Here is a 19382-nt window from a genome sequence, read left to right as displayed (position 1 = left end):
AACGATTGTGTTATGGTATATGATCTATATATCACTTACAGTAGATGCTTTACACGCAAAATAAGCAAATATTTCATAAATACGAAAATGGCCAAGGATTCTTTCAAAAAATCCTTGGCCCTTAATTTTTTTAGAATATCACGTGCATGATATCAAGCAGTAGGCTTACCAAATTACCACTATAGAATCTTACAAAACTGTCATGTTGTTGTAAGGTCTAGCGATAGTAAAAGAATAGATTTCCCTACATAATAAAGGTATAACAACAAACACAATTTCATGAGGTGATACATATGAATGGAAATAAAGTTTTATCTTCTTTTTCATACTGGAGTGTTCTTTTTGCCCCTGCCTTATTCCCACTAATTGTTTGGATTCTCGGAGATCATGAAACAAAAGGTCATGCGAAACGAGCTCTATGGACACATCTTATTCCGGGAATTACTACTTTTATAGGAATTGTAGTATTGGGAATTATGGATGTCGGTTTTAAGCAACCAGGTACAACAATGGCTATTGGCGCAATGATTATGGTATGTATTTGCGGCCTAATTAGTCTATACTTTTTTATTTGGAATATTGTAAAAGGGATTCGAGTAATTAGAGCATAACCTCTAGGGTATCTACTATTCTTCGTATTCATCATTGTAATTCTTATTTAAGCTTACCTTGAGGACAAGGGGATATTTCCCTTGTTTCTTTAAATTCGAATTTCGATAATAAACAGTTAATAAAATCTTTTGTAAATATTCAGAAAAATAATTGACATTAGGAAATTATTGCTATAAAATCAACGGTAATTGCATAGTCTTATCAAGAAAAGGTGGAGGGACAGGCCCTATGAAACCTTGGCAACAGCCGTGTAACGGAATTGTGCCAAATCCTGCAGGTAATAACCCTGAGAGATAAGAAAGAGACTTTAGAGCGTGTTTTCAAACTGCTTCTTTCTTGTTCGGGAAAGAAGCAGTTTTTTTATTTTCTATAAAAGAAAGGAGAATAAGGAATGGGAGAATCATGGGGAAAAGGAACCATTTGTGTGCAAGGTGGTTATACACCGAAGAATGGTGAACCACGTGTTTTACCACTTTATCAAAGTACGACGTATAAATACGATACGTCCGATGATTTAGCAGCGCTCTTTAATTTAGAGGCAGAGGGCTATATTTATACGCGTATTGGGAATCCGACACTAGCAGCATTTGAACAAAAGTTAACAGAGTTAGAAGGCGGAGCCGGAGCTGTTGCGACAGCCTCTGGTCAAGCGGCTATTATGCTTGCTGTTTTAAATATTTGTGGCAGTGGTGATCATTTGCTTTGTTCTTCAACCGTTTATGGGGGAACCTTTAACCTGTTTGGAGTAAGTTTGCGTAAGCTTGGTATTGATGTAACATTCTTTAATCCGAACTTAACTGCTGATGAGATTGTGGCACTTGCAACTGAAAAAACAAAGCTGATTTATACAGAGTCCCTTGGAAATCCAGCGATGAATGTTTTAAATTTTAAAGAGTTTTCAAACGCGGCAAAAGAACTGGAAGTACCGTTTATCGTGGATAATACTTTGGCGACACCATATTTATGCCAAGCGTTTGAGCATGGCGCAAATATTGTTGTTCATTCTACAACGAAATATATTGATGGTCATGCGAGTTCATTAGGTGGAATTGTCATTGATGGAGGAAATTTTGATTGGACAAATGGAAAATATCCTGAGCTTGTCGAACCAGATCCAAGTTATCATGGCGTAAGTTATGTGCAGAATTTTGGCCAGGCGGCATATATTGTGAAAGCTCGTGTTCAACTATTAAGAGACTATGGAAACTGTATGAGCCCATTCAATGCGTATATTAGCAACATCGGTTTAGAAACATTACATTTACGAATGGAGCGTCATAGTGAAAATGCTCTTGCAGTTGCGAAGTGGCTTGCTAACCATGATCGTATTGAATGGGTGAATTATCCGGGATTAGAAAGTAATGAAAATTATCCGTTAGCGCAAAAGTACTTAGCAAAAGGTGCAAGTGGTGTTTTAACATTTGGTATTAAAGGAGGACTAGAATCTGCGAAAGAGTTCATTGCAAATGTGAAGCTGGCAACTCTTGTGACACACGTTGCAGATGCAAGAACATGTGTGATTCATCCCGCTAGTACAACGCACAGACAGTTAAATGAAGAAGAACAACGTTTAGCAGGTGTTACATCTGATTTAATTCGCTTATCAGTCGGTATCGAAGATGTTTCTGATATTATTGCGGACCTAGAGGAAGCATTAGTTGGAGGCAAAGCGCATGCCGATCATTGTTGATAAGGAGTTACCAGCCCGTAAAATATTGCAAAAAGAAAATATTTTTGTAATGACAAAAGAGCGAGCTGAAACACAAGATATACGTGCTCTAAAAATTGCAATTTTGAACTTAATGCCAACAAAACAAGAAACAGAAGCGCAATTGCTCAGGTTACTCGGTAATACACCACTTCAACTGGATGTGCATTTGCTTCATATGGAGTCTCATATATCCCGTAATGTAGCGCAAGACCATTTAACAAGTTTTTATAAAACATTTCGCGATATTGAGGGAGACAAATTTGATGGTCTCATTATTACAGGGGCCCCAATTGAAACACTTCCTTTTGAAGATGTAGATTATTGGGAAGAACTTGGACGCATAATGGACTATTCAAAAACGAATGTAACATCTACATTGCATATTTGTTGGGGAGCACAAGCGGGTCTGTATTATCACTATGGAATTCCGAAATACTCGCTTGAAGAAAAGATGTTTGGTGTATTCGAGCATGAAGTGCATGAGCAGCATGTGAAATTGTTACAAGGATTCGATGAGCTCTTTTTTGCACCACATTCACGCCATACGGAAGTACGCGCAGCTGATATTGAAAAAGTACGAGAGTTGACATTACTAGCAACATCAGAAGAAGCAGGTGTCCACCTTGTTATGGGGCAAGATGGAAAGCATATTTTTGTTCTTGGTCATAGCGAATATAGCTGCGATACGTTAAAACAAGAATATGAACGCGATAAACAAAGAGGGCTAGATATTAAGGTTCCCAAAAACTATTTTAAACATAATAATCCAGCTGAAAAGCCACTTATAAGATGGCGGAGTCATGGAAACTTATTATTTTCAAATTGGTTAAATTATTATGTGTATCAAGAAACCCCTTATATTTTGTAAGCTGATCATTATATAACACGTGGCAACGTTTTCTTTACACGGATTACTTTATATTTTTCCGAATGTTCAAAATATATTGTTTTTCAGAATCTTAACTTATATAATGGCATCTAAATACAATTCTTTAGAGGGGTGGACAGTATCATGAATGAAATTCAAGTGGGCTTATTAGGCCTTGGAACGGTTGGCAGCGGTGTGGTTCGTATTATTACGAATCATCAAGATCGTCTTATGCACCAAGTTGGTTGCCCAGTGAAAGTAACAAAAGTATTAGTGCAAAATATTGAAAAAGAGAGAGAGGTCCAAGTACCCTCTACCTTATTAACGAAAAATGCAAATGAAATTATAGATAATCCTGATATTGATGTTGTCATTGAAGTGATGGGTGGCATAGAGGAAGCGAAAGCATATATTTTACAAGCTTTGAAAAATGGTAAACATGTTGTTACTGCTAATAAAGATTTAATGGCATTGCACGGAGCAGAATTACTGACGGTGGCAAAGGAAAATCAAGCTGACTTATTTTACGAGGCGAGCGTAGCTGGAGGGATTCCAATTCTGCGCAGCATTGTAGAAGGACTTTCTTCGGATCTTATTACGAAAGTGATGGGAATCGTGAACGGAACAACAAACTTTATTCTGACAAAAATGTCTGACGAAGGGAGAGCATATGACGACGTGTTAAAAGAAGCGCAGCAGCTTGGATTTGCGGAAGCAGATCCAACATCAGACGTTGAAGGTTTAGATGCAGCAAGGAAAATGACGATTTTAGCTACTCTAGGTTTTTCTACAAATGTAGAGCTTGGAGATGTGAAGGTGAAAGGGATTACTTCCATTACTGAGGAAGATATCGCATATAGTAAAAGCTTAGGATATACAATTAAATTAATTGGACTGGCGAAGCGTGATGGTGAAAAGTTAGAGGTAACAGTTGAGCCAACATTACTTCCGAATACACACCCTCTTGCAGCTGTTCAAAATGAATATAACGCCGTATATGTATATGGTGAAGCGGTAGGAGAAACAATGTTTTATGGACCTGGTGCAGGAAGTTTACCGACAGCGACAGCGGTTGTTTCTGATTTAGTTGCGGTAATGCAAAATGTGCGCCTTGGCGTAACTGGGAATAGCGCAGTTTCTCCGCAGTATGAAAAGGTATTAAAAGAGCCAGATGAAATTTTTGTGAAGAAGTTTTTACGCCTACATGTAAAAGATGAAATTGGTGTGTTTGCAAAAATTACATCTTTATTCTCTGAACGCGGTGTTAGCTTTGAAAAAATTATTCAAATGCCACTCGGGGAGAAAGGAAAGGCTGAGATTGTTATCGTAACACATCGTGCATCACTTGCAGACTATGAATATATTTTACATACATTGGGGACATACGAAGAAATAGATTGTGTGAAAGCAAACTATCGAATCGAAGGAGATGCTAGGTAATGTGGAAAGGTTTGCTTGCTGAGTATAAGGAGTTTTTACCTATTACGGAAAAGACACCTCCCTTAACATTGCATGAAGGTAATACACCACTTATTTTACTAGAAAACCTTTCAAAGCGGTGGGGCGTAACAATTTACGGGAAAATAGAGGGGGCAAATCCAAGCGGATCGTTTAAGGATCGCGGTATGGTAATGGCGGTAGCAAAAGCAAAAGAAGCAGGGAGCGGATTGATTATCTGTGCATCTACAGGTAATACGTCTGCATCTGCGGCAGCTTATGCAGCTAGGGCAGGACTGTCGTGCATCGTTATTATTCCAAATGGGAAGATTGCATACGGTAAATTAGCGCAAGCTGTCATGTATGGTGCTGAGATTATAAGTATTGATGGGAATTTCGATCATGCTTTGCAAATTGTACGTAAGCTTAGCGAATCATCACCAATTACACTTGTAAATTCTGTTAATCCATACCGAATTGAAGGGCAAAAAACAGCTGCATTTGAGATTTGTGATGCGCTTGGGAAGGCGCCGGATATTTTAGCAATTCCAGTTGGTAATGCAGGCAATATTACAGCGTATTGGAAAGGTTTCAAAGAGTATCACGAAAGACTTGGTACGGGTTTACCAGAGATGCGCGGCTTTGAGGCTGAAGGAGCAGCGGCGATTGTGCACGGACATAAAATTGAAGAGCCAGAAACAATCGCAACAGCAATTCGAATTGGAAATCCCGCAAGTTGGGAGCAAGCCGCCCTAGCTGCAGAACAATCTCGAGGTAAAATTGATGAAGTAACAGATCGTGAAATTCTTGAAGCGTATGAATGGCTAGCCAAGTATGAAGGAATCTTTGCAGAACCGGCTTCATGTGCTTCTCTTGCAGGTGTTTATAAACAATTGCAAAGCGGGAAAATTACAAAAGGAAGCCAAATTGTAGCGGTATTAACAGGTAACGGTTTGAAGGATCCAAATATCGCCATTGATACGAAGGGAATTCAACCAGTCGTGTTACAAAATGATGAGAAGGTTGTCTTTGACTATATTCAGGGAGCTGTCTTTCGGTAAAATAGATGAAAAAAGCCTATTGTAGCGTTATTCGCTCAATAGGCTTTTTTCATGTGGAGGATTTTTGTACCAATCTGAATAAATGCTTGAATGATCCAGCCTGTTGTAAAGGAAAGGATAATTGTTCCGAAGTAAATAGGCCCATCTAATAAGAAACTGAGTGTCAAAAATAGCAAAGCTAATGAAATTTCTGTTCTGCGAAACGTCCATTTTTTCTTTTCAGACATTGTTAAGACAAAGGCCTCTTGTGGTGCTGCACATAATTGTGTGGAGACATAAATTCCAATTCCAGCGCCAACAAATAGATTTCCGCACACAAGTGTTATATATTTTGGAAGAGAGCGGATTGAATCCATAATGATAGTAATAGAACCAATCCAATCAACAAAAACAGAAATAAGAACCATAGTAACAATTGTTCCGATTGTAATATGCTTCTTATTCAAAAATAGCACAATAAGTGTAAAGGCGAAGTTAATCATAAAAATCCAAAAGCCAATACTTACTCCAAAGTTTTGATATAGCGCAATAAAAAACGAATCATAAGGACTAAGGCCAAATGAAGTAATAGTTGTCATCATGTTAATTCCAAGAGATAGGATGAGTAGTCCGCTAATAAAAAATATATAGTCTAGTTTTAGACGTATCATATGTTTCAAATCCTTTCTGAATGTATTTGCTAGAAAAGGATATATTGTGGAAAGCTTACCAGGTCAAGAAAGAATTTTTTGATGAGGTTTATTTAAATGATGGGAAGGGGAGGAAATAAGATGACAAATATAAAAAAGATTGCGGAAATTGCCGGTGTATCAGTGTCAACGGTTTCACGTGTATTAAATAATCATCCGTATGTAAGTGATAAAAAGAGGCAGGAAATTTTAGAAATCATTGAAGAGCTAAATTACACCCAAAATGTGAATGCGATTCATTTAGTAAGAGGAAAGACGAATGTGATAGGTGTTATTTTGCCGCATGTAAATGATCAATATTACAGTGCAATTATTGAGGGGATTTCTAAAGAAACGGCCAAAAAAAATTATAATATGATGCTCTGTCAGACGAACTATAGTGCCGAAAAAGAACTTGAAATTTTGCATATGTTAAAAATGAAGAAGCTTGATGGTGTAATTATATGCTCGAGAATGAATGGCTGCAAAACAATAGAAGAATATACAAATTTTGGTCCGATTGTAACATGTGAAGAAATAGAATCTAAGTGTATTTCTAGCGTACATATTGATCACTATAAGGTGTTTTCGCAGGGGATGAAATACGTAATAGAAAACGGACACGCCCATATTGGATATTGTATTGGCAGAAGTCATAGCGTAAATAGTCAAAAACGAAAACAAGCTTATGAGGAAGCGCTTCAGGAGATTTCTATAGAATCTCGAGAAGAATGGAAGTTTACAGAGCATTTTACAGTAGAGGATGGTCGTGAAGTGATAAGAGCGTGGATTAACATGTCTGTGAAACCAACAGCATTTCTCGTTTCTTGTAATCCAATCGCAGCAGGTATGGTAACGGAAGCAAAAAAACAAGGAATTCGTATTCCTGAAGATCTTGCAATTATTGGGTGCGATGACCAAGAGGTGGCTGATGTGTTAGGAATTACAACAATTGCTCATTCTAGTAAAGTAGTTGGTGCGAAAGCATTTGAAATATTATATGAGAAGATAGAGGATGAAAAAATAGATGTGAAGAACATTGAACTTTTACCACAGTTGACCCTTCGTGAAACTACATAATGCATAAAGTATGAAAATCGCTTTTCGAAAAGGCGTTTGGTATAATTAGGGACAATCTATGAGGCTAAAAGGGGTTTTGACATGAGATCCAAATTAGTAAAAGGAATTTTACTCATTACAATTGCATCTTTTTGTTTATTTGCATATGGTTTTATTTCGGGGATTAATGATGTATTAAATCCGAAAGCTTCAAATTTAACTATGAAGACAGCACAAATACAAGTAAAGGGGAAACAGCACCCTGGAACATTACAAGTTGTCAGTTTAGGCGATTCTTTAACGCGTGGCGTTGGAGATAAAGAAGGAATTGGCTATGTGGGACGAGTGAAAGAAAGTTTGCAGAAGGATTACAAACAAAAGGTAGCGTTAACGAATTTAGCTGTTAGTGGTGCGAAAATGCCGGATTTGTTGAAACAAATAGCAAGTAGTGGTGCACAATACTCAATTAAGCAAGCGGATCTTATCATTTTAACAATTGGAGGAAATGACTTATTTCCAGGATGGGAATCACTTGGAAAGATAGATCTAGAAACATATCGCCCTAATACAGAAACATTTCAAAATCAGGCAAAACAAATTTTAACAGAAATTCGAAAGCTAAATCCAGATAGCCCGATTTTCTGGCTCGGTTTATACAATCCTTTTGAGGATGTTGAAGATTTAAAAGGTTCTTCATCCATTGTTGTAGATTGGAATGCATCTTTAGAGAAGTTAGCAATAGATAATAAAAATGTATATATAACGCCAACGTTTGATCTGTTTCAAAACCGAGGGAAAGAATTATTATACTCAGATCATTTTCATCCGAATGAAATTGGCTACTCATATATGGCGGATCGCTTATTACAAGGCGTTGTAAGTAAGCTGAAGCTAAATGAAGGAGGTGCGAAATGACGACGGTACTTTCAGTACGAAATGTGAAAAAGGTCATTGGGAAAAAGACGCTTGTTGAAAACATTTCATTTGATGTGAACCAAGGAGAAGTGTTTGGATTTTTAGGACCAAATGGAGCAGGGAAAACAACAACAATTCGGATGCTAGTTGGTCTTATTAAAGCGACTGAAGGTACGATTTCTATTGGTGGTTATAATATTAAAGAGAACTTTCGAGAAGCGATGCGGCAAATTGGTAGCATCGTGGAAAATCCAGAGCTCTATACATATTTAACAGGGTGGGAAAATTTAAAGCAATTTGCACGTATGCTTGGCGGTATATCAGATGAACGTATTTTAGAAATTGCGAAAATGGTTCATTTAGATGAACGTATTCACGATAAAGTGAAAACGTATTCTCTGGGTATGAAACAACGCCTTGGAATCGCGCAGGCTCTTCTTGGAAACCCGAAACTCCTTATACTAGATGAACCAACAAATGGCCTAGATCCAGCTGGTATAAGAGAGATGAGGGAGTTTATACATAAGCTTGTGAAAGAAGAAAACATGAGTGTCTTTATTTCGAGTCACTTACTAAGTGAAGTACAAATGATATGTGATCGTGTCGCTATTATTCATAAGGGAAAAATGATTACAGTTGCACCTATTGAAGAGTTGATTAAAACTGCGAGCGATCGTGTTGAATGGATTGTTACACCGATTTCCCGAGCATTAGAACTTTTAAAAACTTCAAAAGAAGTTAGGGAAATTAGCATAGATGATGAACGTTTATTGTGCCGAATGGATATTAATACAATTAGTGCTTGGAATAAACGCTTTGTAGAAAACGGAATAGATGTACATAGTTTGAAGGAGCTTGTATTTACACTAGAAGATTTATTTATTGAACTCACAGGGAGTGAGAAACATGCGTGAATTTGCGAATCTTGTTTTAAATGAATCAGAAAAAATCTATCGAAAGAAACGTATTGTTGTCGTCATGCTCATATTGGCAATCTTAATTCCTTTGTTTGTTTATGCACAGTATCGTGAAGTGCAGACAACGCAAAAACGCCTTGGTACGAGCGATTGGAAGGTAGCACTTCAGCAGCAAATTGTTGATTCGCAAAATCGTTTAAATAATTCTAGGTTGCCAGAAGAATGGCGGGATTGGCTGAAAGTACGAGTGGAGCAGCAACAATATTATTTAGATCATGATATTAATCCAACAGCACCAGGAGCACCAACGTTTGTACGAGCATTCATTGAACAAGGAATTACATTGTTTATTCCGCTACTTGTAATGATTGTTGCAATTGACGTTGTATCGGGAGAACGAAGTGATGGAACGATGAAAATGCTTCTAACGCGGCCGATTCGACGCTTTAAAATTCTTCTCAGTAAATATGTGACGATGTTGTTATTTATCTCACTTATATTGCTCTTGGTGGGGATTTTCTCCTATGTATTATCGGGCGTTGTTTTCGGATATGCCGGGTGGAATTTACCGGTACTGACGGGTTTTGGAATTGATAAAGAAACATTGAATACAAATTTTGTCCACCTCATTCCGCAGTGGCAATATATTTTAATGGCATATGGATTAGCTTGGTTTGTTGCGATTGTTGTGGGAACCATATCCTTTATGGTTTCTGTGTTAATTCGTAATACACCAGCTGGTATGGGAGTCATGCTAGCGGCGTTAATTGCAGGTGGTATCTTAAGTTCCTTCGCAACGTCTTGGGAAGGGGCAAAATATATTTTTAGCGTAAATTTATCGCTCACAGATTATTTATCAGGGAAGTTACCGGCATTGCAAGGTCTATCGATGAGCTTTTCATTGATGAATTTAACAGCTTGGGCTGTAGTTTCTCTTATCATTTCATTTGTCGTATTTACGAAGCAAGACATGGTCAATTAAATGAATAGGAAGTGAAGAGATGGAACATATTTTAAAGAATGATTGGGAGCCGTTACTTGCACCAGAATTCGAGAAACCATATTATCAAAAACTAAGACAGTTTTTAAAAGAAGAATATAGTACCCATGTCATATATCCGAAAGCCAATGATATTTTTAATGCACTACATTATACAAGTTATAAGGATACAAAGGTTGTTATTTTAGGACAAGATCCATATCATGGACCAGATCAAGCGCATGGGTTAAGTTTTTCTGTGCAACCTGGCGTGAAAACACCACCATCACTGCAAAATATGTACAAAGAATTGCATGCAGATCTTGGTTGTGAAATTCCGAATAACGGTTATTTAGTGAAATGGGCAGAGCAAGGCGTATTATTACTTAATGCGGTGTTAACTGTGAGACAAGGAGAAGCAAATTCTCATAAGGGAAAAGGATGGGAGCATTTCACAGATCGTGTTATTGAACTGTTAAATGAACGTGAAAAACCTTTAATTTTCATATTGTGGGGGCGCCATGCACAAGCAAAGAAAAAACTGATTACAAACTCGAATCATCATATTATTGAATCTGTACATCCAAGTCCTTTATCAGCAAGACGAGGTTTCTTTGGCAGCAAGCCGTTTTCAAAAGTAAATGACCTCTTATCTAGTATGGATGAGAAAAAAATTGATTGGCAAATTCCAAATCTATAAAAAAGGTAGCTAACAGTCATTCTGTTAGCTACCTTTTTTAATCACTGCGGTTCATTTTTTAATTTTGCATCTAGTACAAATGTACCAAATGGGATAACGGAAGCAATCAACGCACCTAAAGCCCATAAGATAGACTTACGATGTACGATTGTTACTTGAATCACGGCAAAGATGAATAATATAAATAGAACGCCATGAGCCATACCTGTAATTTTAACTGCTGTTGCAAACCCCGCAAAGTATTTTAGCGGCATCGCTACAAATAATAGTAGTAGAAAGGAAATCCCTTCGACTAATCCAATTGCTCTTAATCTTCCGATTGGTGTAGATAACATAAAAGTGCCTCCTTAAACATGCGCTTGTATATAGTAAATTTGTATTCTTATTCCAAATAAAATAGTATGTTTTGTTTCATTATATACAAAAACAAAGTTTACACTACGAGAATGTTGTAAAGTTCAAAATATCTTCACAAAGCTACGTACATTTAAATAAAAACCCATTTGAAGTATTTGACTTCAAATGGGTTTTGTGAATGCATCTATATAAGTACAAAAAACCTTTCCTTTTAGATGGGAGAGAGCATCCGTCCATGCATAGAAGCGGTTAGGTCCTTTTTTAGCCCCATGCCCCAAGTTAAAAAAAGGGGGAAAATGAGTGCAGGTCACCTTTTGTTTTCAAAGCAGTAACTTGTATGTTGAAAAATTTATATATTAAACAAGAACTTCGGTTTTTAGCACAAATTTCTCTACAACTTTAGCAACGCCATCATTCATATTCGTGTCTGTTACGTAGTTTGCAATTTCTTTAATGTCATCTGGAGCATTGCCCATCGCAACACCAAGGCCAGCGAACTCGATCATTGTTTGATCGTTGTAGCTATCGCCCATTGCGATTACTTCCTCACGCTTAATACCAAGTTTTTGAATCAATTGATTTAAGCTTGTTCCTTTTGTTACACCAGCTTCTGTGAACTCTAAGAAGTATGGTTTTGAACGCATTACACTTAGTTTGCCTTCTAGTTGTTTTTGAAGTTTTTTCTCTACTTCTACAAGGCGTTCAGCTTCTTTATTCATTAATACTTTTACAACAGGTTCTTGTACAGCAGTGATAAAGCTGTCTACTTCAATAATTGACATGCCTGTAAGAGTTCCTTCAATTTCTGTATATGGATTATTTTCTTCCGTTATAATATCATCGCCCATATACGTATGAATCCAAACATCTTCTTCTTTACTAATTTCATATAGATTGTGAACGATTTCAGGAGATAGTGTACTGCTGAATAATTCTTCATCCGTTTTACAATTAATAATTTTTGCACCATTAAACGATAAGATGAAGCTTCCATATTCTTCTAGACGAAGCTCCTTTGCAATATGACGCATACCAAATGTTGGGCGGCCAGAAGCAAGCACAACTTTTACACCTTGTTCTTGAGCAGTCATTAAGGCCTGTTTTGTACGTTCTGAAATCGTATGGTCATCACGTAGTAAAGTATCATCTAAATCTAAAACAATCATTTTATAAGACATATAGAAAGTTCCTTTCTTTGTTGAAAGTTGATATTGTTAGAAATTCGTTCTAGCAAAACGATGAGGATTAAATAGTAAGACATCGAACCTCTTTAAAGGTACATAAATTGAAAAAAAGATAGAAACCCTTCCTTTTTAGATGGAAGAGAGCATCCGCCCATGCATAGAAGCGGTCAGATCCTTTTCCTGCCACCACGCCAAGTTAAAACAAAGGGAGAAAATGAGTGCAGGTCATCTTTTGTTTTTAAAGCAGTAATGTATATGTGAAAAACCAAAAACCTGATTGGTGATGGAAGTTTCATTTTATATAGTGAGCCTGATTACTGTATTGTTAGTATATATTATCATGGGCATATTGCCCATGATAATTCTATCGTAACAACTCTGAAAGTAGAGTGCAATAATGGAAGTTTTCCAATTTACGATGGTTGTTTTTCCTTTGAACGGGAAAATAAAACTTCAAGTAAAATAGCCATGACAGAACCAAGTACAAGGCCATTGCTTAAAAATGATGCTAAAAATGGTGGCAGGGTCGAAAATGCCTGCGGCGGGACAAACATAACCCCGATTCCCGTGAAAAGAGACAGACCAGCGACGCGGAATAAACGCTCTTTATTTTCTACGGTGTCATATTCACGGAAGGCAAGACCAATCATACTTGCAAATACAGGATAAATAGCAGCATATCCAACGGCGACAGGAATAGCGGCGAAGAATGATGTAATCTTTGGAAATATACTAATTACAATAATAAAACTTGACCCTAATAGGAAAGGAAGGCGTTTATAAATATTTGTTGTTGCAATAAATCCAGCTGAACCTGAAATAGCTACTGGTCCAATTGCTGAGAAAAGACCACCTAAAAGCTGATTTATGCCCGTTATAATTCCGGCATGTTTGAATCGATTTTGAACTGCACTTTCTTCATATTTAGAAACAACCTTTTGCACAACACGGATGCTTGCCAACATATTCGTTAAGAGCAACAGTGTGACAAAGACAACGGTAATTGCCATGTTCCATTCGATACGAGGCAATCCAAACACGAATAGAGACGGTAGACGGATGATATCTGTTACCGGTGTAACCTGATTAGATAATCCGAAGCATGCAAATAGGATCCATCCAAAGACAATGCTGAACAGAACAGAGTATTGTCCAATAATAGGTAGCTTCATAATAAAAAAAGATAGTAAAATAACAATGAGTGAAAGAATAAAGACGTTTGCTTGTACTTCAGTATGTTGTCCATCAAGGCCGAACATTCCTTTTAGAAAAGAACCGCTGAGCTGGGCAACGAGAAGGAATAAATATGTTCCAATTACTGTTGGTGTAAAATAACGGACAAGTTTATCAATAAGTCCAAAAATACTAAGGATAATACAGATGATGCCGCTTAACAGAAATGCGTATTGTAAGACGCGGAGTGTTTCATTATTTGATCCAAATAATACGACACCTAAACTCGCGTATAGTGAGAAGATTCCCCACCAAAGACCAGCTGGCCCTTCTTGAATCGGTAGCCTATGACCAAATATAGCTTGCAGAAGGCCAGCAAAGCCAAGAACAAATAACGTTCGTTGTACAAATGCAATTGCTTCAGCACCTTCAAGGCCATAACTAGCAGCAACACTAATTGGTACAATGAGGCTACCGGCCAAAATAAATAATGCCCATTGCAAGGCAGAAAGAAATGTTTTCATTATATCAACCTCTTTCGTAGATTCCGCTTCTAGTATATACGTATTTCATTTCCTCTGGCAAAGATTGTAGTAGAGAAAAGAGTTGAAGAATGAGATGAATGCACGCAGGCAATTATGGATTGCAGTTATATGTATGTGTTTTGTTGTAGTTCTTGGAACAATCGGATTTATGATGATAGAAGAGATTAGTTTGTTTCAAGCCTTTTGGATGACAATGATTACAGTATTAACGGTTGGATATGGAGATGCAGTTCCATTAACACAAGCTGGGAAGATTTTTGCACTTCTTATTATTCCTGTTGGTGTAGGAATTGTTACATATGCAATCGGGGTAGTAGCAGCAATGATTATTGAGGGGAATTTATTTCATGCAGTGCGGAGGAAGAAAATGGACAAACAAATAGCGCAAATACAAGACCATATTATCGTATGCGGTTGTGGTAGAGTAGGGCTCCAAGTTGTACACGAGTTACAAGAAAAGAATATTCCATTTGTTGTTGTTGATAAAGAAGAAGCAGTACTAGAGAAAGAAAAGCTTTTATATGTACATGGTGATGCCACGGAAGATCAGGTGTTACGTAAGGCGGGAATTACAAGGGCTGCTGGCTTAGTAGCGATTGTTGCAAATGATGCTGAAAATGTATTCATTACATTAACAGCACGAGGATTAAATAGTACAATTAAAATTGTGGCTAGAGCTGAAAAGCCAGAAACGGAAGGGAAATTACGCCGTGCTGGTGCCAATAAAGTTATTAATCCATCCAGTATGGCTGGAATTCATATTGCAAAAGGAATCGCAAATCCGTTAACGGTTCATTATATTGATACGGTACTTTATGGAACAGATCAGGCTTTTGCAATAGAGGAAGTTCAAATTGGCGAAAGGTCTTTTTTAATTGGAAAAACATTGATAGAAAGCAATGTGAGAAATCAATTTGATGTTACAATTTTAGCGATTTTACGAGATGGAAATATTATTCATAATCCAACAGGGCAGGAAAAATTACAAGAACATGATATGATAATAGTATTTGGTCCAGTAGAGAAGCTGGGGCAATTTGAGAAAGAACTACAAAGTACGAGGTGATTAGGAATGCAAATATCGAGCGATAAAATTTTAAATAAAATGGCAAATGAAGTTGCGAAAGCAAAAAATAGTGAAGGACGAAAGGCAAAAGAACATCTTTTAGTGGTTCGTGCTTTATGTGATTTATTATTAGATGAGCAGGTTGAAACTTCTGCATATGTAGAGCCAAGGCTACAATCACAAGTTATAACACCACATCCGACGATGACGGTTCAACCGATTGCGGCGGTTTCTGAAGAACCTGTCTATATAAAAGAAGAAGATGCAAATGGTAATTCGTTATTTGACTTCTAAAAGCTAAATTGGTTGGCTAATATGTAAAAATTTCTTATTATAAAGATAAAAAAGGGGAATTCCAATGAAAATTTTCTTCTTATTGGGCTGTATTGCAGCCGGGTTATCTGTCGCGTTAGGTGCTTTTGGCGCACACGGTTTAGAAAATAAGGTTTCTGCAAAAATGTTAGAAGTCTGGAAAACAGGTGTTACATATCAAATGTTTCATGCTGGAGGATTATTTGTTGTTGCGTTATTAATGGATAAGATTCAATCTTCTCTTGTAAGCACAGCAGGCTGGTTTATGGTAGCGGGAATTATTATGTTCTCTGGAAGTCTATATGCATTAAGTACGACGGGTATTAAGTTTTTCGGACCGATTACACCACTTGGTGGTGTAGCGTTTATTGTAGGCTGGATTTTACTAGGAACTGCAGTTGTAAAAGGATTATAAAGACAAAAACAAAAGCTGGCAAATGCCAGCTTTTTTTATGGTCTTGGAGCATAGGTTGCTGGTTGGCTAGGTAAATACGTGATTTCTCCAGGGAATTCTACATAATCTAAGTAAATCATAAGTAGTAAGAATCGTTTTCCGGATTTTGGTTCGCTAATGACAATGTGATCGCGTCCAGCTGCTTCAATAATACCTGTATAGGATTGTGTGCCAAGTGAACTACCGCGCTCATATGTCATAACAACAGTTGCTGGTTTTCCTTTGTTTAAGCGAAGGATGTTTTCAATATATGATTGCTCTAGTGGGAGCATACCTTGAGATACTGCAAGTTGTGCTTGAGCAGTTTGTTGCTGCATAGCTTGCTGTTGCATAGCTTGTTGCTGCTGCGGCGTCATTTGTTGTTGTGGTTGCATATATCCCCCTGAAGGTTGATAAAAACCCGTTCCATAGTATGGATTTTGTTGCTGTGCCATTACAAGTCCCTCCTCGTTTTCATTCCTTAATATACTGCTGGGCAATCCCCGGCGGATGGTTGAAAGAAGCAGTGTTTCTTAAAACGGCCTGAATTTTGTTGATTATACCAAGTTGGTGGACAAGCACCTTCGGGCCTAAAAAACCATAAGGCAAAATTGGCAGGCCAAAAACGTTGCCCTTCAATTGTACGCCTTGCAAGGGCAATGTCCTGTTCACGGGCTCGTTGATAAAAGTATCCTTTTTGCGTTGCTTCAAAACCACCCGGATTTTGATAAACCATTTGGCGTAAATTCCGTATTTGTTTAAAATCTAAGCAATTTCCTCGAACTCGATTTACACCTACATTTCCAACCATCAGCATGCCTTGTTGCCCTTCGCCTTCAGCTTCTGCACGCATGAGTCTAGCTAATAATTTTACGTCTTCTTCTGTATAGTTGATAACGCCCATTATGTCTCACCTCTCTTTATGGATTGCACTAGAGAAAGAGGTTTATTTCTAGATGAATTGTGGAGCAATTACTAGTTCATACGTATGAGGAAAAGGACTCAGATATGACAACCAAACAAAGTTTTAGGGAGGGGAATTTTAGCGTTAGAGGGAGAAAGATAATGAAAAAGCTAGCAAATGTGCTAGCTTTTTTATGAATTAGAATATTTTTGACCACATATTTGAGAAGAAATCACCGATTGATCGCATTGTTAATACGAACCAATTTTCCTTTTCTACTTCTTCTGTTGTTTTTGCAGCGATTTTCATCTTCTTACTTCCGTCTAAGAAACCGTATTGATCAGTTGATTCTAAAACAAGTGAACCTACTTTAGCATCTTTTTTGATTGGCGCAACTAATTTCCCATCTTCGGCAAGTGATTTATCTGCCTCAGTAGAAACTTTATAAGATGGTTTACTTCCTTTTTTTGTGATCACCATTATCTCTTTTTCAGGTGTCACAGTTACAGTATCTTCTTTTCCTTTTACAACAGAAATTGTATTGTTTTTATCTATTTTTAATTTCTGCTTTTCAAAGTTATTAAATCCGTAATCAATTAATTCGCGTGATTCTGTGAAACGTTCATCCATTGATTTTGTTTTAATAATAACGGAGATGAGACGTAGATCACCGCGTTTTGCAGAAATTGTAAATCCATACCCAGCTGTATCTGAACTTCCCGTTTTTAAACCATCTGTTCCTTCATAAGCAAAAGCAGCACCTGGTAACATCCAGTTCCAGTTTTCCATGCGAATTGGTTTTGGATGGTTATCTGGAAAGTTTCTAAATCTTTGTTTTGTATCCTCTAGTATTTCTGGATACTTTGTAATGATTGTTCTTGATAGAATACCCATGTCGCGAGCTGATAAGGAGTTTTCTCCATTCGGATCTGTTCCTTCCGGATGTTTTCCTTTTAAATCAGCATTATTTAATCCAGTCGCATTTACAAATTTATATTTCTTTAACCCTAGTTTTTTTGCGTGTTCATTTGCAAGGTTTAAGAAGTTTTTTTCATTTCCCGCAAGAAGTTCAGCAAGCGCAATGCTGGATCCATTTGCAGAGAAGATAACAATAGAATGATATAATTCTTTAACTGTATATTGTCGGCCTTTTTCGAAAGGAACGTTAGAGAATTCATTATTACGGGAAATTTCATAAGCGTAATCAGAGATGTTTACTTTTGTATCCCATGTTATTTTTCCTTCTTTAATTGCTTCCAAAACGGAGTAAACAACAATAAGTTTTGACATGCTAGCAATAGCTAGTAATTCATCTGGATTTTGCTCATGCAGTATTTTTCCTGTATCTGCATCAAAAAGAATGGCAGCAGCCGCTTCTATATGTATTTTTTCTTCTGCATGGGAGGTTGTTACTCCTAAGGGAGAAAATGACAATAGAAACGCTAGTAAAATAGATAAAATTTTCCTCATATACATTATCACCTTCGCATCGTTATTAGCATATAGCTCGTACCATTTTAGCATAATTTTGAATATAAGAAAGTTATAATTTAACGGGGAATTTGACGATTTCTTGTCTAATATTGTTTGAATTTGACGAAAAAAGAGGATTTTGAAGAGTTTTGATAGGATATTAAGAAAAAGGAACGAATTTCGTTCCTTTTTTGTACTATACGTATAAAAATTTTGCTACTTTTTCGCGTGGTAAGATGTTACCAACAAAGAATGTTCCGAATTCACCATAGCGAGCACTTACTTCATCAAAGCGCATTTCATATACAAGCTTTTTAAATTGAAGGATGTCGTCAGCGAATAGCGTTACACCCCACTCGTAATCGTCAAAGCCGACAGAACCTGTAATAACTTGACGTACCTTACCTGCATATTGACGACCAATTTTACCATGGCTGTACATAAGTTTTTTGCGTTCTTCCATTGGAAGCATGTACCAGTTATCATCACCTTGACGACGCTTGTCCATTGGATAGAAACAAATATGATTTGCTTCTGGTAATTCAGGGTATAAGCGTGCTAGGATTTGAGGGTTTTGGTATGGATCTTCATCAGCTGGAAGGTAGTTACTTAACTCAACAACAGATACGTAAGAGTATGCAGGAACCATATATTCAGCTAATGTTGTTTTATTTAATTCTGTTTCAATCTCATTTAATTCTTCCATTGTTGGACGTAAAATCATAAACATAATATCCGCCTTTTGACCAACGACTGTATACATTGCATGACTACCTTGTTTTGAGGATGCGACCTTGTTCCATTTTTCGATGACGTTTAAAAATTCAAACATTGCTTGTCCGCGTTCGTCACTAGATAATGTTTTCCAAGCTGCCCAGTCGATAGAACGTAAATCATGTAAACAATACCAACCATCTAACGTTTTTGCTGCTTCACTCATTCTATTCACCTCAGTTAATGATATTTTACACGTTAACTATAGCATATATAGGTTTAAAGTCACCTGTG

The 19382-nt window shown here is 37.2% G+C and carries 21 protein-coding genes and 1 riboswitch; of the genes, 13 read left to right on the top strand and 8 right to left on the bottom strand.

Translation table 11 applies throughout. The features are described from left to right. Window positions 1-293: 293 nt before the first annotated feature. The 5 genes from ORL93_RS25075 (at window position 294) to thrC (ending at window position 5689) form a co-directional block, all read left to right on the top strand. The gene (locus ORL93_RS25075) at window positions 294-611 is read left to right on the top strand and encodes a magnetosome magnetite crystal formation protein family (RefSeq protein ID WP_097793986.1); all 318 of its coding nucleotides are present in this window, start codon (window positions 294-296) and stop codon (window positions 609-611) included. A 196-nt stretch (window positions 612-807) separates the two neighbouring features. Next, window positions 808-912: riboswitch (SAM riboswitch) on the top strand. A 91-nt stretch (window positions 913-1003) separates the two neighbouring features. Beyond that, window positions 1004-2302: a bifunctional O-acetylhomoserine aminocarboxypropyltransferase/cysteine synthase gene (locus ORL93_RS25070; RefSeq protein ID WP_097793987.1), complete on the top strand. Its 1299-nt coding sequence runs from the start codon at window positions 1004-1006 to the stop codon at window positions 2300-2302. Continuing rightward, window positions 2286-3191 carry a homoserine O-acetyltransferase MetA gene (metA, locus tag ORL93_RS25065; protein ID WP_097793988.1) on the top strand — a complete coding sequence of 302 codons (906 nt, stop codon included), beginning with the start codon at window positions 2286-2288 and terminating at the stop codon, window positions 3189-3191. Before ORL93_RS25070 ends, metA begins: the two co-directional genes overlap by 17 nt. 144 nt (window positions 3192-3335) lie before the next feature. After that, window positions 3336-4631, top strand: a complete 1296-nt coding sequence (locus tag ORL93_RS25060; RefSeq protein WP_003202371.1) for a homoserine dehydrogenase — start codon at window positions 3336-3338, stop codon at window positions 4629-4631. Further along, the gene (thrC, locus tag ORL93_RS25055; RefSeq protein ID WP_097793989.1) at window positions 4631-5689 is read left to right on the top strand and encodes a threonine synthase; all 1059 of its coding nucleotides are present in this window, start codon (window positions 4631-4633) and stop codon (window positions 5687-5689) included. Before ORL93_RS25060 ends, thrC begins: the two co-directional genes overlap by 1 nt. Before the next feature lie 35 nt (window positions 5690-5724). On the opposite strand, the gene ORL93_RS25050 is transcribed toward thrC, so the two are convergent. Next, complete coding sequence (locus ORL93_RS25050) at window positions 5725-6339, bottom strand: YczE/YyaS/YitT family protein (RefSeq protein ID WP_026008491.1); 615 nt, start codon at window positions 6337-6339, stop codon at window positions 5725-5727. Window positions 6340-6459: 120 nt separating this feature from the next. On the opposite strand from ORL93_RS25050, the gene ORL93_RS25045 reads away from it, so the two are divergent. From ORL93_RS25045 to ORL93_RS25025, 5 genes are all read left to right on the top strand, one after another. Beyond that, window positions 6460-7437: a LacI family DNA-binding transcriptional regulator gene (locus ORL93_RS25045; RefSeq protein ID WP_097793990.1), complete on the top strand. Its 978-nt coding sequence runs from the start codon at window positions 6460-6462 to the stop codon at window positions 7435-7437. A gap of 81 nt (window positions 7438-7518) precedes the next feature. Continuing rightward, window positions 7519-8331 carry an SGNH/GDSL hydrolase family protein gene (locus tag ORL93_RS25040; RefSeq protein ID WP_097793991.1) on the top strand — a complete coding sequence of 271 codons (813 nt, stop codon included), beginning with the start codon at window positions 7519-7521 and terminating at the stop codon, window positions 8329-8331. After that, on the top strand, window positions 8328-9245 hold the full coding sequence (locus tag ORL93_RS25035) for an ABC transporter ATP-binding protein (protein ID WP_097793992.1): 918 nt from the start codon (window positions 8328-8330) through the stop codon (window positions 9243-9245). Before ORL93_RS25040 ends, ORL93_RS25035 begins: the two co-directional genes overlap by 4 nt. Then, the gene (locus tag ORL93_RS25030; protein ID WP_097793993.1) at window positions 9238-10230 is read left to right on the top strand and encodes an ABC transporter permease; all 993 of its coding nucleotides are present in this window, start codon (window positions 9238-9240) and stop codon (window positions 10228-10230) included. Before ORL93_RS25035 ends, ORL93_RS25030 begins: the two co-directional genes overlap by 8 nt. 19 nt (window positions 10231-10249) lie before the next feature. Next, window positions 10250-10927, top strand: a complete 678-nt coding sequence (locus ORL93_RS25025; protein WP_006096715.1) for a uracil-DNA glycosylase — start codon at window positions 10250-10252, stop codon at window positions 10925-10927. 41 nt (window positions 10928-10968) lie between these two features. On the opposite strand, the gene ORL93_RS25020 is transcribed toward ORL93_RS25025, so the two are convergent. The 3 genes from ORL93_RS25020 to ORL93_RS25010 form a co-directional block, all read right to left on the bottom strand. Next, window positions 10969-11262, bottom strand: coding sequence for a DUF3817 domain-containing protein (locus ORL93_RS25020; protein ID WP_003202389.1), 294 nt, complete (start codon window positions 11260-11262; stop codon window positions 10969-10971). 378 nt (window positions 11263-11640) lie between these two features. Further along, window positions 11641-12462 carry a Cof-type HAD-IIB family hydrolase gene (locus tag ORL93_RS25015; protein WP_003209257.1) on the bottom strand — a complete coding sequence of 274 codons (822 nt, stop codon included), beginning with the start codon at window positions 12460-12462 and terminating at the stop codon, window positions 11641-11643. A gap of 419 nt (window positions 12463-12881) precedes the next feature. Beyond that, window positions 12882-14165, bottom strand: a complete 1284-nt coding sequence (locus ORL93_RS25010; RefSeq protein ID WP_265959652.1) for a purine/pyrimidine permease — start codon at window positions 14163-14165, stop codon at window positions 12882-12884. A 94-nt stretch (window positions 14166-14259) separates the two neighbouring features. Between ORL93_RS25010 and ORL93_RS25005 the strand changes: the two genes are divergently transcribed. The 3 genes from ORL93_RS25005 to ORL93_RS24995 all read left to right on the top strand — a co-directional run bounded on the left by ORL93_RS25005 (window position 14260) and on the right by ORL93_RS24995 (window position 15979). Next, a complete protein-coding gene (locus ORL93_RS25005) occupies window positions 14260-15252 on the top strand; it encodes a potassium channel family protein (RefSeq protein ID WP_142305737.1) in 993 nt (330 codons plus the stop codon). A 6-nt stretch (window positions 15253-15258) separates the two neighbouring features. Further along, window positions 15259-15546: a YwdI family protein gene (locus ORL93_RS25000; RefSeq protein ID WP_097793996.1), complete on the top strand. Its 288-nt coding sequence runs from the start codon at window positions 15259-15261 to the stop codon at window positions 15544-15546. 64 nt (window positions 15547-15610) lie between these two features. Then, window positions 15611-15979: a DUF423 domain-containing protein gene (locus tag ORL93_RS24995; protein ID WP_097793997.1), complete on the top strand. Its 369-nt coding sequence runs from the start codon at window positions 15611-15613 to the stop codon at window positions 15977-15979. A gap of 35 nt (window positions 15980-16014) precedes the next feature. Here ORL93_RS24995 and gerQ read toward each other — a convergent pair whose 3' ends face one another. From gerQ to hemQ, 4 genes are all read right to left on the bottom strand, one after another. Next, a complete protein-coding gene (gene gerQ / locus ORL93_RS24990) occupies window positions 16015-16452 on the bottom strand; it encodes a spore coat protein GerQ (protein WP_097793998.1) in 438 nt (145 codons plus the stop codon). A 26-nt stretch (window positions 16453-16478) separates the two neighbouring features. Further along, window positions 16479-16901 (bottom strand): cell wall hydrolase, encoded by a 423-nt coding sequence (locus tag ORL93_RS24985; protein ID WP_003202402.1) that lies wholly within the window; start codon window positions 16899-16901, stop codon window positions 16479-16481. Window positions 16902-17099: 198 nt separating this feature from the next. Continuing rightward, window positions 17100-18377, bottom strand: a complete 1278-nt coding sequence (locus ORL93_RS24980) for a serine hydrolase (protein WP_097793999.1) — start codon at window positions 18375-18377, stop codon at window positions 17100-17102. Between the two features lie 193 nt (window positions 18378-18570). After that, complete coding sequence (hemQ, locus tag ORL93_RS24975) at window positions 18571-19314, bottom strand: hydrogen peroxide-dependent heme synthase (protein ID WP_006096706.1); 744 nt, start codon at window positions 19312-19314, stop codon at window positions 18571-18573. Window positions 19315-19382 lie beyond the last annotated feature (68 nt).

The sequence above is a fragment of the Bacillus sp. DHT2 genome (assembly GCF_026241455.1).
Classification (GTDB): Bacteria; Bacillota; Bacilli; order Bacillales; family Bacillaceae_G; genus Bacillus_A; species Bacillus_A pseudomycoides.
The sequence above is the reverse complement of the archived record's forward strand: the minus strand, read 5'-3'. Positions and strand labels throughout refer to the sequence as shown.

Coding starts and splice junctions, on each gene's coding strand:
- ORL93_RS25075 (WP_097793986.1), top strand. CDS start 294: ATGAATGGAAATAAAGTTTTATCTTCTTTTTCATACTGGAGTGTTCTT.
- ORL93_RS25070 (WP_097793987.1), top strand. CDS start 1,004: ATGGGAGAATCATGGGGAAAAGGAACCATTTGTGTGCAAGGTGGTTAT.
- metA (WP_097793988.1), top strand. CDS start 2,286: ATGCCGATCATTGTTGATAAGGAGTTACCAGCCCGTAAAATATTGCAA.
- ORL93_RS25060 (WP_003202371.1), top strand. CDS start 3,336: ATGAATGAAATTCAAGTGGGCTTATTAGGCCTTGGAACGGTTGGCAGC.
- thrC (WP_097793989.1), top strand. CDS start 4,631: ATGTGGAAAGGTTTGCTTGCTGAGTATAAGGAGTTTTTACCTATTACG.
- ORL93_RS25050 (WP_026008491.1), bottom strand. CDS start 6,339: ATGATACGTCTAAAACTAGACTATATATTTTTTATTAGCGGACTACTC.
- ORL93_RS25045 (WP_097793990.1), top strand. CDS start 6,460: ATGACAAATATAAAAAAGATTGCGGAAATTGCCGGTGTATCAGTGTCA.
- ORL93_RS25040 (WP_097793991.1), top strand. CDS start 7,519: ATGAGATCCAAATTAGTAAAAGGAATTTTACTCATTACAATTGCATCT.
- ORL93_RS25035 (WP_097793992.1), top strand. CDS start 8,328: ATGACGACGGTACTTTCAGTACGAAATGTGAAAAAGGTCATTGGGAAA.
- ORL93_RS25030 (WP_097793993.1), top strand. CDS start 9,238: ATGCGTGAATTTGCGAATCTTGTTTTAAATGAATCAGAAAAAATCTAT.
- ORL93_RS25025 (WP_006096715.1), top strand. CDS start 10,250: ATGGAACATATTTTAAAGAATGATTGGGAGCCGTTACTTGCACCAGAA.
- ORL93_RS25020 (WP_003202389.1), bottom strand. CDS start 11,262: ATGTTATCTACACCAATCGGAAGATTAAGAGCAATTGGATTAGTCGAA.
- ORL93_RS25015 (WP_003209257.1), bottom strand. CDS start 12,462: ATGTCTTATAAAATGATTGTTTTAGATTTAGATGATACTTTACTACGT.
- ORL93_RS25010 (WP_265959652.1), bottom strand. CDS start 14,165: ATGAAAACATTTCTTTCTGCCTTGCAATGGGCATTATTTATTTTGGCC.
- ORL93_RS25005 (WP_142305737.1), top strand. CDS start 14,260: ATGAATGCACGCAGGCAATTATGGATTGCAGTTATATGTATGTGTTTT.
- ORL93_RS25000 (WP_097793996.1), top strand. CDS start 15,259: ATGCAAATATCGAGCGATAAAATTTTAAATAAAATGGCAAATGAAGTT.
- ORL93_RS24995 (WP_097793997.1), top strand. CDS start 15,611: ATGAAAATTTTCTTCTTATTGGGCTGTATTGCAGCCGGGTTATCTGTC.
- gerQ (WP_097793998.1), bottom strand. CDS start 16,452: ATGGCACAGCAACAAAATCCATACTATGGAACGGGTTTTTATCAACCT.
- ORL93_RS24985 (WP_003202402.1), bottom strand. CDS start 16,901: ATGGGCGTTATCAACTATACAGAAGAAGACGTAAAATTATTAGCTAGA.
- ORL93_RS24980 (WP_097793999.1), bottom strand. CDS start 18,377: ATGTATATGAGGAAAATTTTATCTATTTTACTAGCGTTTCTATTGTCA.
- hemQ (WP_006096706.1), bottom strand. CDS start 19,314: ATGAGTGAAGCAGCAAAAACGTTAGATGGTTGGTATTGTTTACATGAT.